The organism is Silvibacterium dinghuense (assembly GCF_004123295.1).
Classification (GTDB): Bacteria; Acidobacteriota; Terriglobia; order Terriglobales; family Acidobacteriaceae; genus Silvibacterium; species Silvibacterium dinghuense.
In genome coordinates this window covers 707,635-724,781 of the sequence record NZ_SDMK01000002.1, presented here as the reverse complement: position 1 = coordinate 724,781, position 17,147 = coordinate 707,635, and the positions used below count along the sequence as shown (strand labels likewise).

The 17,147-nt window shown below is 58.8% G+C and carries 11 protein-coding genes; 9 read left to right on the top strand and 2 right to left on the bottom strand.

Going from position 1 to position 17,147, the window contains the following annotated elements:
• Positions 1–222: 222 nt before the first annotated feature.
• The 5 genes from ESZ00_RS12190 to ESZ00_RS12170 all read left to right on the top strand — a co-directional run bounded on the left by ESZ00_RS12190 (position 223) and on the right by ESZ00_RS12170 (position 10,313).
• The gene (locus tag ESZ00_RS12190) at positions 223–3,456 is read left to right on the top strand and encodes a POTRA domain-containing protein (protein ID WP_129208536.1); all 3,234 of its coding nucleotides are present in this window, start codon (positions 223–225) and stop codon (positions 3,454–3,456) included.
• Entirely contained in the window at positions 3,456–4,199 is a 744-nt protein-coding gene (locus ESZ00_RS12185; RefSeq protein WP_129208535.1) for a SurA N-terminal domain-containing protein, read from the top strand. Before ESZ00_RS12190 ends, ESZ00_RS12185 begins: the two co-directional genes overlap by 1 nt.
• A complete protein-coding gene (locus ESZ00_RS12180) occupies positions 4,200–8,414 on the top strand; it encodes a translocation/assembly module TamB (RefSeq protein ID WP_129208534.1) in 4,215 nt (1,404 codons plus the stop codon).
• A gap of 146 nt (positions 8,415–8,560) precedes the next feature.
• Positions 8,561–9,352, top strand: a complete 792-nt coding sequence (locus ESZ00_RS12175; protein WP_229741223.1) for a BON domain-containing protein — start codon at positions 8,561–8,563, stop codon at positions 9,350–9,352.
• Between the two features lie 97 nt (positions 9,353–9,449).
• The gene (locus tag ESZ00_RS12170; RefSeq protein WP_129208533.1) at positions 9,450–10,313 is read left to right on the top strand and encodes a UbiA-like polyprenyltransferase; all 864 of its coding nucleotides are present in this window, start codon (positions 9,450–9,452) and stop codon (positions 10,311–10,313) included.
• A gap of 77 nt (positions 10,314–10,390) precedes the next feature.
• Here the strand turns inward: ESZ00_RS12170 and ESZ00_RS12165 are convergent, their stop codons facing one another.
• Together ESZ00_RS12165 and ESZ00_RS12160 are read right to left on the bottom strand one after the other, a co-directional pair.
• On the bottom strand, positions 10,391–10,705 hold the full coding sequence (locus ESZ00_RS12165; RefSeq protein ID WP_129208948.1) for a CsbD family protein: 315 nt from the start codon (positions 10,703–10,705) through the stop codon (positions 10,391–10,393).
• Positions 10,706–10,798: 93 nt separating this feature from the next.
• Complete coding sequence (locus ESZ00_RS12160) at positions 10,799–10,948, bottom strand: lmo0937 family membrane protein (RefSeq protein WP_129208532.1); 150 nt, start codon at positions 10,946–10,948, stop codon at positions 10,799–10,801.
• 109 nt (positions 10,949–11,057) lie between these two features.
• On the opposite strand from ESZ00_RS12160, the gene pheA reads away from it, so the two are divergent.
• From pheA to ESZ00_RS12140, 4 genes are all read left to right on the top strand, one after another.
• Positions 11,058–11,885: a prephenate dehydratase gene (pheA, locus tag ESZ00_RS12155; RefSeq protein ID WP_129208531.1), complete on the top strand. Its 828-nt coding sequence runs from the start codon at positions 11,058–11,060 to the stop codon at positions 11,883–11,885.
• Between the two features lie 371 nt (positions 11,886–12,256).
• Positions 12,257–14,695 (top strand): endopeptidase La, encoded by a 2,439-nt coding sequence (gene lon, locus ESZ00_RS12150; protein ID WP_129208530.1) that lies wholly within the window; start codon positions 12,257–12,259, stop codon positions 14,693–14,695.
• Between the two features lie 165 nt (positions 14,696–14,860).
• Positions 14,861–15,529: a MarC family protein gene (locus ESZ00_RS12145; RefSeq protein WP_204520205.1), complete on the top strand. Its 669-nt coding sequence runs from the start codon at positions 14,861–14,863 to the stop codon at positions 15,527–15,529.
• A gap of 725 nt (positions 15,530–16,254) precedes the next feature.
• Complete coding sequence (locus tag ESZ00_RS12140) at positions 16,255–17,067, top strand: 2OG-Fe(II) oxygenase (RefSeq protein WP_164981491.1); 813 nt, start codon at positions 16,255–16,257, stop codon at positions 17,065–17,067.
• Positions 17,068–17,147: the final 80 nt, after the last annotated feature.

The following is a 17,147-nucleotide window of genomic DNA, read 5'->3' as shown; positions in this document are numbered from 1 at the left end:
CAAGAAGAGCCGTGTGAGCATGCTTTGCTGCTTGCCCGGTCGCGGGTAGCAAACCGTGCATCTTAATGACTTGCATCCTGGCCGGCGGAACCTGAGGCGCTGTCATAGCCGGCTGAACTTCTATCCATGCGCGAAAGGATCTGATTGTTCTTCCTGCGGACAGCGGGCCAAACCTGGGGACGGGCTTCGAGGCAGGCATGGAGGCGTTCGTTCTGCTTTCTGATGGCGTCGGTTCTGTGGCAGACCGGGGCTGCGGAGGCGCAGACGCAGGGCGCGCCCGGAACACCTGCTTCTCTGAACGCATCGGAGCCTCAGACCAAGGGTGCCCCCGGGACCATCGGCGTGCCGTCGTCAACGGCGGGGGCGTCTGCCAATGGCGTTGCCGCAGTGGTGGACGGGGATACGCGTCCGGCGAAGATTGCTCAGCCCTCCACAGCGGCCACCGAGAGCATCGAGGCGTGGGTCGGTCTGCAGGTGGATTCGGTGAACTTCGAGGGCATCGAGCAGTCTCGGCTGGAGCCGTTGCCGGAGATGCTGCCGCTGCAGCCCGGGCATGCGCTTTCCGCCGCCGATGTGCGGCAGAGCCTGCGGCGTCTCTATCAGACGGGACTGTATAAGACCATCGAGGTGGCCGGCGTGCGCACCGGCGATCACGTGAAGCTCATCTTCCGCGGGACGCCGACGTTCTTTATCGGGCGCGTGACGATCAGTGGCGTGAAAAGCGACCGGCTCTCGAATCAGCTACAGCGTTCGACGCGGCTGAGCCCCGGAACGGTGTTTACGGATAACAAGCTGACGCGGGCCGATGGTCTGATTCAGGAGACGCTGGAGGAGAACGGCTACTACCTGGGGAAGATCACGCGGACGATGAGCACAGATACGGCGGATGCGCAGACCGATATCGCCTTCAATGTAGAGTCGGGCAAGCAGACGCGTGTGGGAGCGGTATCCGTGGATGGTGACTCGGGCATGACCATGGAGCGCTTCCGCAAGAAGGGCAAGCTGAAGGAAGGCTCGAAGGTCACGCGCGATACGGTAAGCCGCGCACTGAGCAATCTGCGCAAGAACTATGAGAAGGATCAGCGGCTGGAGGCGAGCCTGGGCCTCGAGTCCAAGCAGTTCACACCACCGACCAACCGGCTCAATTACAAGTTTCTGGTGAGCCAGGGACCGTTGGTCTCGATCACTGTGAACGGCGTGAAACTGAGCCCGGGCAAGATAAAGACCCTGGTTCCTGTGTATGAAGAAGGCTCGGTCGATGAGGATCTGCTGAACGAGGGGAATCGCCGCATCCGGGATTACTACCAGCGGCAGGGATATTTCGAGACGCAGGTGTCGCATACACGCGATATGTCGAACCCGGCGCATACGCAGATCGCATTCGATGTAAAGCTGGGAGATCGGCATACGGTAACCGTGGTGCGTATGCGGGGGAACCGGTATTTCACCAGCGATATCCTCGAACCGCGGCTGGGGGTATACAAGGCGAGCCTGTTGCAGAAACACGGCAGCTATAGCCAGGCCCTGGTGCAGGCGGATGTGAACACGATCACGGCGCTCTACCAGAGCAATGGTTTCAGCGGCGTGAAGGTGACGCCGGAGATCAAGACTGTTCCACCGAAGGCAAAAGGCAAGCCGGAAGGTCTCGATGTCACGTACATCATCGACGAAGGCGCACAGCAGAAGATCGGCAAATACCAGATTGTGGGCAATCAGCAGGTGCCGCTGGAGACGCTGAAGGGACTGATGAGTGTCCAGTCGGGACAGCCGTACTCTTCCGCGGGAATTTCCGGCGATCGCGATGCCGTTCTCACCTATTACTTCAGCCATGGATTCGATGCGGCGCAGCTGAACATCGTGCAAAAGCCCGAGACGGATCACCCCGAGTTGATCGACGTATCGATGAATATCAGCGAGGGTGAGCGTGTGTATGTGAACCGGGTATTGATCTCCGGTCTTGATTACACCCGGACGTCGACGATCCAGCCGCATGTGCTCGTGCATCCCGGCGATCCGCTGGATCAGTCCGCGCTGCTCGAGACGCAACGGCAGCTGTATGACCTGACGCTGTTCAATGAAGTGAATGCCGTGGTGCAGAATCCAAACGGCGATGAGCTGCGCAAGAATGTGCTGTTGCAGTTCACCGAAGCGCGGCGCTGGGATATCAGCTATGGATTCGGCTTTCAGGCGCAGACAGGCAATCCTTCGACCAACTGCCCGAATCCGGCGAGCCTGGTGCAGTTGGGAATCAATCCAGCTACGTATGAATCGAGCTGCAGCTCCAACGGCAACACCGGTGCGAGCGCGCTGGTGCTCTTCGATGTGTCGCGCATCAATCTGTGGGGCAGGAACCAGTCGCTGACGCTGCGCACCGAATACGGCTCGCTGGAGCAGATGGCTACATTGGTCTATTCCTTCCCGCATATTTTCAACTCGCGCAAGTTCGATTTTTCGCTGAGCGGCGGCTATACCAACGCGCAGGATGTGACGACCTACGCAGCGTCCCGCCTCGAAGGTACGGTACGCCTGACGCAGAGGCCATCGAAGCCGGAGACATTGATCTATCAGTTCACCTACCGCCGTGTGAAGGTGAATCCTGACAGCGTGCAGGTGGCTCCGGATGAGATTCCGCTGGTATCGGAGCCGGTGCGCGTGGCTGGACCAGGTATCACGTGGATCCGCGATACACGGCGTCCTTCGCCACTCGATGCCGAGAGCGGAACCTACACGAGCGTGGAAGAGTTCTTTACCGATAGCAAGTTCTCGTCAGAAGCCAACTACAACCGCTTCGACGCAACGAACTCGAGCTATTACGTACTGGGAAAGAAGAAGTATGTGCTTGCGCGCAGCACCCGCTTTGGGTTTGAGCGCGCCTTCGGCGATCCGAAATATGAGGTGATTCCCCTGCCGGAGCGCCTGTATGCGGGCGGCGCGCAATCGCTGCGCGGCTTTTCCATCAATGCTGCGGGACCGCGTGATTCGCTGACGGGCTTTCCTATTGGGGGCGCAGGCGTTTTCGTAAACAGCACGGAGATACGCTTCCCGAATCCCACGTTGCCATATTTCGGAAATGCGCTGGGTTTTGTGCTCTTCCATGACATGGGTAACGTGTTCTCGAAGTCGTCCGATATCTGGCCCAGCTTTCTGCGCACGCGCCAGCCGCATAGCAGCACGTGCAAAGACCTGGACGCGGCCGACCAGGAGACGGTCACGAATGCGGATACAGGCGCTGCCGGCACGTGCAACTTCAACTATTTTTCTCATGCTCTTGGCCTTGGCCTGCGCTATCACACGCCGATCGGGCCGATTCGCTTGGACTTCAGCTATAACCTGAATCCGCCTATTTATCCGGTGATTGTTACGTATGGAACGACGTCGAGCGGGGCGTCGATTCCTCCCTACGTGGGTAATGCCGGGCACTTCAACTTTTTCTTCAGCATCGGGCAGGCGTTCTGATGAGACGCGGACTGCATATTGCGCTGTTGCTGGCGATTGCTGCCGGCGGGCATTCTCTGCATGCGCAGGCGACAGGGGGCATGGCCGGAGCGGTGGTCCTCGACAAGGTGGTGGGCATCGTCAATGGCGATGTGATCCTCGAGAGCGATGTGCAGGAGGAGATGCACTTCGCGCATCTTGAGCCGATTGGAGTGCCGACGGGCAGCGATTCGCTGCAGAGGGCAATGCGCAGGCTGGTGAGCCGCACCCTTATCCTGCAGCAGATGAAGGAACAGCAGCAGAGCTTTGGCATTACCGATGCAGAGGTAACAAAGCAGATCGAGGAGATGCGTAAGAGCCTGCCGGCCTGCAAGGAATACGACTGCACGACCGAAGATGGGTGGAAGAAGTTTTTGGCGACCAACGATCTGACGGAAGCCGATGTGCTGACGCACTGGCGGCAGAGAATGCAGATTCTGAAGTTCATCGATGTTCGTTTTCGCACCGGTATTCGCATTTCAAGCAAGGAGATTTCGGACTACTACGAGAAGACCATCGTGCCCAGCTTCACCAAATCCGGGACACAGCCGCCTCCTTTGGACAAGCTCTCGTCGCGTATTCAGGAGGTGCTCCTACAGGAGCATGTGAACGAGACGCTGCATGACTGGCTGAAGGCATTGCGGGATGAGGGCAGTGTGCAGGTGCTCGATCCGGCATACGGACAGAGCAGCGGTTCGGGCACGGATACCGAGGAGGACGACTAAGTGAGCGAGCAGGAAGAGACTGCTGAACAGCAGGACCCGACACCGCCGCAGAAGTCTTCCTGGCGGCATATAAGACGGGTTGTGTCTGGCCTGCTGGTACTGCTGATGGTGGTGATCGGCGGCGTGGCCTGGTATGCAAGCACGCCGGAGTTTGCCAATCGCGTGCGGCAGGAACTCATCTCGGTCCTCGAAAAAGCGACAGGCGGCCGCGTGGAGCTTGGAGCCTTCCACTGGAAGTTCTGGGATCTGCAGTTCGAGGCAGATAACCTGACGATTCACGGACTGGAAGGACCGGGAGAAATACCTTATGCGCATGCGGATCGCATCTGGGTGGATGTCAGTATCGTCTCTTTCTTGCGGCCGAAGATCTCGCTCGACGCGCTGACCGTGACCCACCCTGTGGTGCACCTGATTGTGTACGCCGACGGAACGACGAATCAGCCGCATCCAAAGGTGGCGACGAAGAGCGACAAGCCGGTGATGGATACGATCTTCGACCTGGCAGTGAAGCGGGCGGAGGTGACAGACGGCCTCTTTCTGCTGGATGAGCAGGCGGTCGAGCAGCGTGCTGTGCCGTTCGATGTCACAGCGGATCATTTGCAGGTGAAGGTGACATTTGTCCCGGCTCCTCTGGATGCGAAGAACGCTGCCGCGGAGGAACGATATGACGGCGAGATTGCGGCCGAAGATGTGGTGGCTGTGCGTGGGAAAGCTGCCCCGGTGCATTCGAAGGTGGAAGTACATGCCAGCCTGAAACGCAATGCTGTGGACGTGACCTCCCTGCGGCTCGAGACAGGAAAATCGGTGCTGACCGGGACAGCCTCCCTCGATGACTTCGCAAACCCGCAGTGGAAGGCGAAGCTGCAGGGCAATCTCGATATCCGGCAGGTGAATGCGATTGCAGATATCCCGGGGCTCGATCAAGGGCAGGTGAGCCTGGATATCGGCGGCCAGGGGACACGGTCGAAGTTTGAAGTCAATGGCCGCGCCGGGGTGAAGGATGGCGGCTATCACATTGCGACGATCCACCTGGCCGGTGTGAGTGCGGATACGAAGGTGCATCTGGATAGCGACTCCATCGATCTGACGGACGTGCATGCGCGTCTGGCTGTGGGAGGACTGGTCGATGCCGAGATGCATATTCACAACTGGCTGAATCCGGTGCCGTCGAACCTGGTGCCGAATCTGCCTCCGGCGACGACGCGTGCCATTCGCAAGGCAGAGAAACTGGATGCGGATCGCAGCAAGCAGCAGACGACTATTCGCGCGAAGATACGCGGGGTCTCGCTGCGCGCGGTGATGGGGATGGTGGCCCCGCGGCACTTTGAGGATCTGGGCTTCGATACGCTGGTCAATGGCGATGCAGGCGTGGACTGGACGGGCTCGCCGCAGGCCTTTACCGGCAATGTGAAGATGTCCTTCGCGCCCTCTGGCCGCCCTATGGCTGGCGAGGTGCCATTGACTGGCACTATCGATGCGGGCTACTCGAATGTGACCGGAGTGGTGAGCATCCGGAGTCTGGAAGGGCAGACCCCGGGCTCGCACTTTACGGTGTCAGGAAATCTGGGCGTCTATCCGATTACCCAGGATTCGAGTCTGCACGTGCAGCTCACGACGAACGATCTGGCGGAGTTCGACCGGACACTCACCGTATTGGGAGTGGCAGCGCGCGGCGAGCATGGAGTCAAGGCGCTTCCGGTGGCATTGCATGGGCAGGCGTCCTTTGACGGCACAATCTCGCAGGGGATTCTCGACCCCAAAGTGGATGGCCAGCTGGAAGCGTCGAATTTCGATCTGATGTTGCCGGCAGAGAATACGCCGGCAGCAGGGAATGGGACGCCTGCGCCCGGACAGACGATCCATGTGGATGCGGCTTCCGGGCACGCTACCTATTCCTCTGACCTGATTGCGCTCGAGAATGGCTCGGTGCAGCAGGGCAAGACCACGGTACATCTGAGCGGGGCATTGCACGCACACGAACTTTCACGCAACCGACGCGAATTCGATGACGACTCGGTGGTGAGCGCGGATGTAGCGATGCAGAATGCTGCCGTGCCGGAGTTACTGAGACTCGCCGGACAGGATCTGCCGGTGACTGGCACCGTGAATCTGCAGGCCCGTGTAAGCGGAACGCTCGGCAACCTGAATGGTGGTGGTCACCTGTCTGTTGCCGGTGGTTCCGTATATGGAGAGCCGTATCGCACACTCAATACAGACCTGCGTTTCTCCGGGCAGGAGATCGACGCGGAGCATCTCGTTTTTCTGCTCGATGGCGGAAAGCTGACCGGCGACGGCGGCTATAACTATCACGCGAAGAGCTTTCATGTGCAGGCGCAGGGAGAGGGATTCGATCTTGCGCACATCGAGCGGCTGAAAAACGGGAAATACCCCATCTCCGGCCTGGTGAGCTTCCAGGCGCAGGGCAGCGGCACGGTCGAGCACCCGAACCTGCAGGCGGCATTGCATCTGGCGAAGCTGAACTTCGCGCAGGCCACCACCGGTTCTATGGATTTGACTGCGCACACTCAGGGACAGCAGCTGCTGCTGACAGGCAATGCGCATTTAAATGATGCGGCGCTGCAGGTGAACGGTCAGGTCCAGCTTGCGGGGGATTATCAGAGCAAAATGCAGCTGAACCTGACCGGGCTGGATGTGGAGCCGATCCTGACATCGCTGGCCGTGCGCGGTGTGGAGGTGCACAGCACGATTGCCGGAGCCGTGACGGTGAGCGGCCCGTTGAAGCAGCCGAAGCAGCTCTCCGGCGATGCGCGCTTTTCGCAGTTCCAGGTCGCACTCGGAGGCATTCCGCTCAAGAGCGATGGCGATTTGCATGCAACCTTATCGGCTGGTGTCTTGCATCTCGATCCGCTGCACATCACGGGAGAAGATACGAACACCCGCGCATCCGGTTCGATGGGGGTATTCGACAAAGATCGTGAGCTGGATCTGCATGCCTCAGGCTCCGTGAATATGAAACTGGCGCAGGTGCTGGATAAGGACCTGACCTCTTCCGGGCACGTGGACTTTAACGTGGATGCGGGAGGGACACTCAAGCGCCCAGGGCTGACAGGGCAGGTGAAGTTCACCAACGTGGCCGTTGCGCTTGAGGATTTCCCGAATGGTCTAAGCCAGATGAACGGCACGCTGGCCTTCGACCAGGATCGCCTGGATGTAAAAAATCTGACTGCGGTGAGCGGCGGCGGCAAGATCACGCTGGGGGGCTTCATGACCTACCAGCAGGGGCTCTACGCGGATTTGAGCGCTACCGCGAAAGACGTGCGTATCCGTTATCCCCAGGGCGTGAGCTCGATGGCGGATGCGAAGATGCGGCTGCAGGGCACGCAGGCCTCTCTGCTGCTGAGCGGCACGGTAACCATCACACGCTTTGTCATCGGATCGGATCTCGATCTCACGTCGTTGAGTTCGTCGAACAGTTCGGTCTCGCTGCCTCCCGATCCTGACGCACCGTCGAACAAATTACGCCTTGATGTGCACATTGTCTCCGCGCCTCAGCTGGACTTCCAGAACTCCCTGGCAAAGCTGGCCGGCGATGTGGATCTTCGGGTGCGAGGAACCCTGGCGCAGCCTTCCGTGCTGGGACACATCACGGTCACAGAGGGCAGTGCAACCTTTGCGGGAACGAAGTATGAGTTACAGCACGGAGATATCTACTTCAATAACCCGCTGCGCATTGAGCCGACGATTGACCTGAGCGCCACTGCGCGAGTGGAAGACTACGACATTACCGTCGGACTTACCGGCACATCCTCGAAATGGACGCCGACCTTCCGGTCGGAGCCTCCACTTTCCGAGCAAGATATCTTCTCGCTGCTGGCGCTGGGGCGCACGCAGGAAGAGCAGCAAATCTATTCGAACATGCAGGCCTCTGCGGGCGTGAATTCGACTGCCGACACACTGCTTGGCGGAGCGCTGAATGCTACGGTCAGCAGCCGCATCCAGAAGCTCTTTGGCGGCGGCAGCGTGAAGATTGATCCGACCTTTGTGAGTGGTACAGGCGATTCGACGGCACGTATTACGGTGCAGCAACAGGTTTCAAAGAATGCCACGCTGACCTATGCGACCAACGTCAACTCGACGGCGCAGCAGCTCATCCAGGCACAGTGGAATCTCACCGAGAACTTCTCGGTTCTGGCAGTCCGCGATGAGTCGGGCGTGTTCAGCCTGCTGTTCAAGGTGCGGCGACGCTATCGCTGAGTTATAAGCTGAATATTTCATGATGCTGGCGTAACATGACCGTTTTACCGTATGGTAACGGGCACGGGCAATACGCTGGTCCTGCGGATTTCTTCGCATGCGGTAGCAGTCAGATAGCTTTAAAAACCAGCAAGGAGGAAGAGGAAATGCGAGTAGCAATGCGCGGAACGACGGCGGTTGTTGGATTTCTGCTGTTCCTTGGACCGAACCTCATACCAGCCTCCGGCACCGGCGTAGCGGTGGCGCAGACCATGGCTGCAGATAACAATCTGCGGGCAGAAGTCATCAATAAGGCCTTGAATAAGTCTAAGTTCAAGAATGTGCAGGTAACAGTTGCAAATGGTGTGGTGAAGCTGACAGGCACGGTGGATGTCTTTGACACCAAGGAAGACGCGGACAAGCGCGTGCACCGGGTCAAGGGTGTGACGGGCGTGGACAATGAAATTCAGATAGCCGGCCCCGATGTCCCGGATGCTGAGCTGCAGTCGAAGCTGGTGAAAGCGATTCAGTACGACCGTGTAGGCTATGGCACAACGGCCTTCAATGCCATTGCTGTGCAGGTGCAGGGCGGAGTGGTCACGCTCTCCGGACATGCCTTCGGTCCGGTGGACGCCGACTCGGCTGTGGCTGTTGCGGCAAATACCAAGGGCGTGAAGGATGTGGTCAACGATATCCAGGTGGATCCGCTATCTCCGATGGATAATCGCATCCGCATTGCGGCCTTCCGCGCCATCTACGGCTTCCCCTCGCTGAACAAGTATGCGATTGATCCGGGCAAGCCGATCCGCATCTCCGTACAGAACGGCAATGTGACGCTGTACGGCGTGGTGGACTCGCAGGCGGATAAGGATGCCGCGGGGATTCGGGCGAATACCGTATCCGGTGTCTTCCACGTGACGAATAACCTGGTGGTAGCCAACGGATCGAACGAAAAGTAAAGTTCGCTTTTTCTTTCGATCGAGGCCCTCGTTCGCAGAGGGCCTTTGCTTTTTGAGCGCAGCAGGCCATGGCGCCTTCATTCGCTACACTGAAGACATGGCTTTTTTTCGCAATGTGCGTGTCACGCTGGAGATGATCAAGTGGGAGCACTCGATCTTTGCGCTGCCCTTTGCCCTGACGGGCGCGATGCTGGCGGCTCGGGGTATTCCTCATGTGCAGCAGCTCGCGTGGATTATCGTGTGCATGGTGACGGCGCGCTCAGCTGCGATGGCGTTTAATCGCTGGGCAGATTCCGACATCGATGCGACGAATCCACGGACGGCCATGCGGGCGATTCCCGCCGGATTGCTGTCGCGGAGTTTTGTCGGTGGCTTTACGCTGGTGATGGCTGCGCTCTTCGTGCTGGCTGCAAGCCAGTTGAATCGTCTGACGCTGCTGCTGAGCCCGCTGGTGCTGCTGGTCGTGCTCTCCTATTCCTACATGAAGCGGCTGACGCGCTGGTCGCATGTGGTGCTGGGTATCGCGCTGGGGATTGCACCCTCTGCCGCGTGGATCGCCGTGCGCGGCAGTCTGGATACGCGCATCATCCTGCTTACCGCTGCCGTCATGCTCTGGGTTGCCGGGTTCGACGTCCTCTATTCCTGCCAGGATGTGGAACACGATCGTAAGGAAGGCCTGTTCAGTGTGCCTTCGACCTTCGGCGTAACAGCGGCGTTCTGGATTGCGCGTCTCATGCATGTTGCGATGCTGGCTCTGCTGATCGTGTTGGCGCATGCCTTTGCGCTGGGGCCTGTGGCGTATGTGGGAATTGCCGCCGTTGCCGTGCTTCTGTGCTATGAGCACCTGATTATTTCGCCGGGCGATCTGCGGAGGATGAACGCGGCCTTCTTCACAATGAACGGCGTGATCTCGGTGGTGTATTTCCTTTTTGTCGCAGCGGACCTGATGCTGCATCGGTAGCGCTTGTCGGCAAAAGGAAGCGAAAGGCCCGTGCTTATTGCGCGGGCCTTTTGGCGTTCGGGGAGGGAACTCGAGCATTATGCGGGACGTCGCTCGCGGTGCGCCTCTTTATGCTCATCGATCTTTCCCTGGACGCGCTGCTTGATGTCCTGCACCGCGCCGGAAACCTTGCTGCGGGTCTCGTTTGCCTGAGCTTCTGCTTCGCGACGATGGTCGTGCGCGGTCTCGTGAGCGGCTTCTTTCAGATCGCCCCAGGTTTCTTTTGCCGCGCCCTTCATCTGTTCAGCAACACCGCGATTGGCAAGATTCTGGTTACCGGTCGCTTCTCCAACTTTTTCTTTTACTTTTCCAGTGGCCTGATCGATCTTTCCGCTTATCTGGTCTCGGTTCATCATTCGCTCCAGTCTTACGGTCAGTCGTTCTTTGGGGTTAAGGATGCGCCGCGGGGGAGGGGTCGAACGCGGCGGTAGAAGGGCAGGAGCTGACTAGAGCGTCCGCCGTCCGCTGATGAGCTGGATGAGCAGCACCACGAGAGCAATCACCAGCAGGATGTGGATGTACGCGCCAATCGCGTGGAAACTCACCAGACCCACCAGCCACAAAACAAGAAGAATGACAAAGATTGTCCAAAGCATCGTGTTTTTTCTCCTAGAGTCGGCCGCTTTAGCAGCGACCTGCTAGGAGAGGTAAGGTGCGCGGCGTTCGAATTGGGTTGCCGTACAATGAAAAATTCGAGGAAGCAGAATGCGGGTAGCGATTCAGGGAGAACCGGGCTCATTCAGCCACGAAGCAGCCGTACGTATGGTGCCGGAGTGCATCGTGGTCCATTGCGCGTTTTCTGCCGAAGTCTTCGGCGCATTGGCAGACGGCAGAGTGGATGCAGCGGTGATCCCGATCGAGAATGCTCTGGCGGGCTCGGTGCTCGAGCACTACGACCTGTTGTTGCAGCACGAAGTGCTGGTCGAGCGGGAGTACCTGCTTCCGATCCATCACAATCTGATCGTGGTGCCTGGAACAACGATTGCGGACATCCGCAGTGTCTACTCGCATCCGATTGCGCTGGCGCAGTGCCGGCGTTTCTTTGCTCGGCATCCGCAGATCACCGCGCGTGCCTCCTATGACACAGCGGGAAGCGTAAAGCAGCTGATGGCGCAGGAGGATCGTACCGGGGCAGCGATTGCCGGAGCCGGAGCGGCTACGCATTATGGGGCCGAGATTCTCGAGCGCAATCTGGAAGACTCGGCGCAGAACTACACGCGATTTTTTCTGGTGAAGCGAAAAGCCGAGGCCGTACTTTCCCCCGCTGCCGATAAGGTGAGCGTGGCCTTCGAGGTGCAGAACCGGCCGGGAAGCCTGGTTGCTGCGCTGCAGTCGCTTGCCGGTCTCGGTGTCAACCTCACCAAGATCGAATCGCGGCCTGTGCCGGGCAGCCCCTGGCATTACATCTTCTATACCGATTACCAGCTGAGCTCGCCGGAAATGGCAGAGCAGGCGCTGGCGCTGCTGGCCGGCCATTGTTCCATGGTGAGGGAACTGGGACGGTACGTGACAGCGTATCCCGAAGCAGAGTAGAGCTGGCGCATCGCCGGTCAGAAAGCATGATCGCAATTTCCTAATTGGGACGTGCGGGCCGGAGTGTGCCTGCGCATGGTTGATTGCCCGTTGAGAGATTGTCGATGACGAAAGAGGTGGCCTATGGTGTTTGCGTCGGCATAGGACGGCGAACGGCCAGCACGGCGATGGCATCCCACTCTTTTGAGGAGGCTGCGGGGCCTATGGGAATCGATGGAAATGTCGAAAATCCGGCGCCGGGCATGCGGGAACAGTTTGCCCTACCTCGCAAGTTACAGAAAAGACATCTACTTATATCTTTCTGGCGGCGTTTTGCGACCGAATGATGATTGCTGCGTCTAATAGCTAATAATTTGATAGAAAGGCACTCAATGGCCAGCGATTTCGTAAGCGTGATTCAACCCGGAGGCGTCAAGCGTGAGGATCGCCCCGGGGAGCGGACTCTTCCCGTGCTTCCGGTTCGGGACACCGTCCTGTTTCCGCATGCGGTTCTTCCGCTCACAGTGGGCCGGGAGAGCTCGATTCAGTTGATCAATTCCCTCGGGGAGGAGAAGTCGATTGTCGTGGTCGCGCAGCGCGACGCACGCATCGACACACCGCAGCCCGGGGATCTCTATACCTATGGCGCTCTGGCGACGATCCACAAGGTTGTCAAAATGCCGAATCAGAGCCTTTTTGTGTTTACAGAAGGAACCGAGCGCGTGAAGGTAGGCAACTTCACGCAGACTGAGCCGTTCATGACCGCCTCGGTTGAAGCGGTGCCGGAGATCATGCCGGCCAAGGGGCCTGCGCTGGAAGCCCTGCAGCGCAATGTGCTGACCCAGTTCCAGCAGATCGTCACCGCGTCGGCAACACTTTCCGATGAGCTGCAGACCATCGCGATGAACATCGACGATGCCGGCCGTCTGGCGGATTTCATTGCCTCTTCGCTACCGTTTCTCTCGACGGCGGACAAGCAGGAGCTTCTGGAGACCGGTGATGTCACCGCGCGGCTCGAGCGCCTGAACAAGCACCTGGCAAAGGAGCTCGAGGTACAGCAGCTGCGCAACAAGATCCAGTCCGAGGTGCAGGACCAGGTCCAGCAGTCGCAGCGCGACTACTATCTGCGTGAGCAGATGAAGGCGATCCAGAAGGAACTCGGCGAACAGGACGAGGGTCAGAAGGATATCGAGGAGCTGCGTCAGAAGATCGAAGCCGCAGGTATGCCCGAGGAGACAAAGAAAGAGGCTCTGAAGGAGCTGAGCCGCCTTCAGCGCATGTCCCCGATGGCGGCGGACTACTCCCTGACGCGGAACTATATCGAGTGGCTGGCTGTGCTGCCGTGGGCCAAATCCTCAGGTTCCGCTGTCGATATTGCAAAGGCACGCGAGGTGCTGGATGCGGACCACTACGATCTCAAGAAGGTAAAGGACCGCATTCTCGACTATCTTGCTGTCCGTCGCCTGAAGCCGGATATGAAGGGACCGATCCTGTGCTTCGTCGGGCCTCCGGGTGTGGGCAAAACCTCGCTTGGCCGCTCGATCGCCAAGGCGCTTGACCGTGAGTTCCGGCGCATTTCGCTCGGCGGCATGCACGACGAGGCAGAGTTGCGCGGACATCGCCGGACGTACATCGGAGCGCTGCCGGGGCAGATCATCCAGAACCTGCGCCGGGCGGGGACCAACGACCCTGTGTTCATGCTGGATGAGATCGATAAGCTCGGCCGGGATTTCCGTGGCGATCCGTCGTCGGCGCTGCTCGAGATTCTCGATCCGGAGCAGAACAACACATTCCGGGATAACTATCTCGACCAGCCGTTCGATCTCTCGAAGGTGCTCTTCATCTGCACCGCCAACCAGCTCGATCCGATCCCGGCTCCGCTGCTTGATCGCATGGAGATCATCGACCTGACGGGCTATACGGAAGAGGAGAAGACGCACATTGCATTCCGCTACCTGATTCCGCGGCAGATCAAGGAGAACGGCATTACGGAGGAGAACATCGACTTTCCCCGCGAGGCAGTCTCTTACATCGTGCGGCATTACACGCGGGAAGCCGGCGTGCGTAAACTCGAGCAGCTGATTGGGACCGTGTGCCGCAAGCAGGCGCGGCGCATCGCCGAGGGCAAGACGGAAAAGCTGGTCATCACCAAGGAGATCGTCCAGGAGTTCCTGGGCGGCATCAAGGTGCGGGTGGATACAGAGATTGCCGAACGTACCAAGCGCGCAGGCGTCGCTGTGGGCCTGGCCTGGACTCCAGCTGGGGGTGACGTGCTCTTCATCGAGGCCAACAAGATGAAGGGCAAGGGCGGCTTCACCATGACCGGGCAGATCGGCGAGGTGATGCAGGAATCCATGCAGGCCGCTCTGACCTGGGTTCGTTCGAATGCGAGCAAGGTGGGGCTCGATGAGGAGTTCACAAGCAATGTGGACATCCATATCCATGTCCCGGCCGGCGCGATTCCCAAGGACGGTCCCTCGGCAGGCGTGACCATGGCGACAGCGCTGGTTTCGCTGATGACCGATCGCCCCGTGCATCCGTTGACCGCGATGACCGGAGAGATCACGCTGAGCGGCAATGTGCTGCCGGTCGGCGGTATCAAGGAGAAGTTCCTGGCTGCCAAGCGTGCCGGGGTCACTACGGTCATTCTTCCGGCGGACAATCGCCAGAATGTGGAAGAAGACCTGATGCCGGAGCAGACTGATGGTGTCTCGATCCACTATGCAAGCCGGATCGAGGATGTGCTTCGGATTGCGCTGCCGCAGTCCCTGGCTGAAGAGCGTAAAGACGAAGCGGTGCGCGAAGAGGTTCTGCAGCATGCCGAAGCCTGATGGGCCGGCATCTCCCCGAAACTGAGGAGAAGACTGCAGAGGTAGAAAGACGCTCCCAACCGGAGCGTCTTTTTTTTGCCTATACGCCGATGAGATAGCGGAAGAGATAGAGCAGGGAAACGGCCGCAGCTTCGATTAGACTTCGAAATGGTGAGCAATCTTTCTTTGGACATTACATTCCTGCTGAAAGAAACGGTGCTGGTTGTGGCCGCGCTGTTTCCTATCGTGAACCCGCTCGGCAGTGCTGCGATCTTCAGCGGCCTTGTCGGTGAGGTCGATGAACGGATCCAGGCGATCCTGGCGCGGAAGATTGCTATCTACAGCGTAGTGCTGCTGGTCGCATCGATGCTGTGGGGTGTCGAGGTGCTGTCGTTCTTCGGCATCTCCATCTACGCGGTGCAGATCGGCGGAGGGCTTATTGTGACGGTCGCGGGCTGGTCATTATTGAACCAGGATGCGCGGAAGGCGCGAACGGATGGAGACGATGGATCGAATCTGATCGACCATGCGTTCTATCCTTTTACGCTGCCGATCACGGTAGGGCCGGGTTCGATTTCGGTGGCCATCACGCTGGGCGCGCACCTGATGGCGGAACGCGGCGGTCTGGCGTTTCTATCCCCTCGTGTCCTGATTCCGGGTATTGCCGGCGCCCTGCTGGTATGCCTGGTGATCTATATCTGTTACCGCTATGCGCGGCGTGCCGAACGGCTGCTGGGCAAGACGGGAACCATCGTGGTGATGCGGCTTTCCTCGTTCATTCTGGTGTGCATTGGCATCCAGATTGTGGCCACCGGAGTGCGTTCCTATCTGGAGACCATCGGGAGTCACCGTTAGGGTGTATCGACCTATTCGAGGAGCGAGCGCCGGGAGCCGATTTTTTCCGCTATCGAGGAGCGAGGAGCGACGCAGATTGGACATCTGCGAGCGACGAGTGACGAGGAGAGCGGAAAAAATCGGCCCCGGCCCTCCGGGTTGCGGGGCAAATTGGCCCATACTTCGTTGTCGCCCTCGACGGTGGGCCCACCACAGTCTTCGGACTCCGCCTCGTCTGGGCCAATTTGCCCCAGCAACGCTGCATCCCCGAATAGGTCGATACACCCTGGTAACAGTTACATAAGTGCGACCCATTTCCGGATTCCAAAGATCGTGGTGATTATTACCATCCGGGGATAACAATTTATTGTCGCGTTTAGTACTTTTGTCAGTATCAGAACGAGAGTGAGGCGGGATAAACTCGCGATACGCTCTCGACAGCACCGCAGATCGCTGCCGGCCGAGTGAAGGGCGGTATGTGACTGAAAGGGGCGAAGCCCGTACCTCTGAAAGACATGCGATGCGCCTCCCTCAGCGTGCCGCAATCGAGGTCCTGTAGTGACGGGCAGCTCCGATCATCTTTGATTCGTCAGGTCCAGCAAGCAGAACAGTAATGATGCAGCAGGGTTCAGATTGGCGCGGGTAAGCGTGCACCTGGATGATCCATTGTGTCTAACTCCCTCCTCTCGATCTAAACTTTGCAATCCTGACCTGCAACCCAGAACACCGCGAATAAAGGAACGATGATGGCGACGATGCAAGAGACAGGCATTATGACGATGATGGCGGGCAAGATAAAGCTGCCGGTCAGCACCGCGGAGCTGCAGCAGCAGTATAAGAACGCCAAGCCGTTTCCCCACCTGGTCATCGATAACATGTTCCCGGATGAGGTCCTGGACGGCGTCCTGAATGAAATTCCTCCGCTTACGGACGATAAGTGGGTGCATGAGCGGCGGGAGCGGCTGGCGAAGTCGAATCTGCGTTCGGCCGTTGAGTTTGAAGAGAAGGGCTACCAATTCTCCGCGTTTGTGAACTCCGCGAAGTTCCTTTACCTGCTCACGGAGCTGACCGATATATGGTCTCTGCTGCCCGACCCCTATATGGGAGGCGCGGGCTTTCACGTTGTGCCGAAGGGCGGCAAGTTCGACGTGCATGCGGACCGGAATATCGATCAGAACACCGGCCTGCGCCGTCGGCTGGCCATGCTGACCTATCTGAACAAGAACTGGAAGCCAGAATATGGCGGCCAGCTGGAGCTCTGGGATACGACCGGCTCGCGTTGCGAGCGGGTTGTCGAGCCGATCTTCAATCGGACGGTGATCTTCGAGGTTGCCGACCAGAACTTTCACGGGGTTCGCCCGGTATTGGTGGAAGATCGCGCGCGCATGTCGTTCGCCGCGTACTTTCACACGGTGCCGGATGAGAAGTTCATTCCACATGCCTCGGTGTATGCACCGACTTTTTATGACCGGCGAGATCCACTCCGGAAAAGAATTGCAAACGAAGTCATTCCTCCGGTGGTGTATCGCGTAGTGCGCTGGGCCAAGGGTAAGAAGTAGCACGTTGAGCCGGAGCAGAAGAGCGTCGTTGTATGCGCATCCGGCTTCGGAACGTTGAAATCGAGCGGAAGACGATCGGT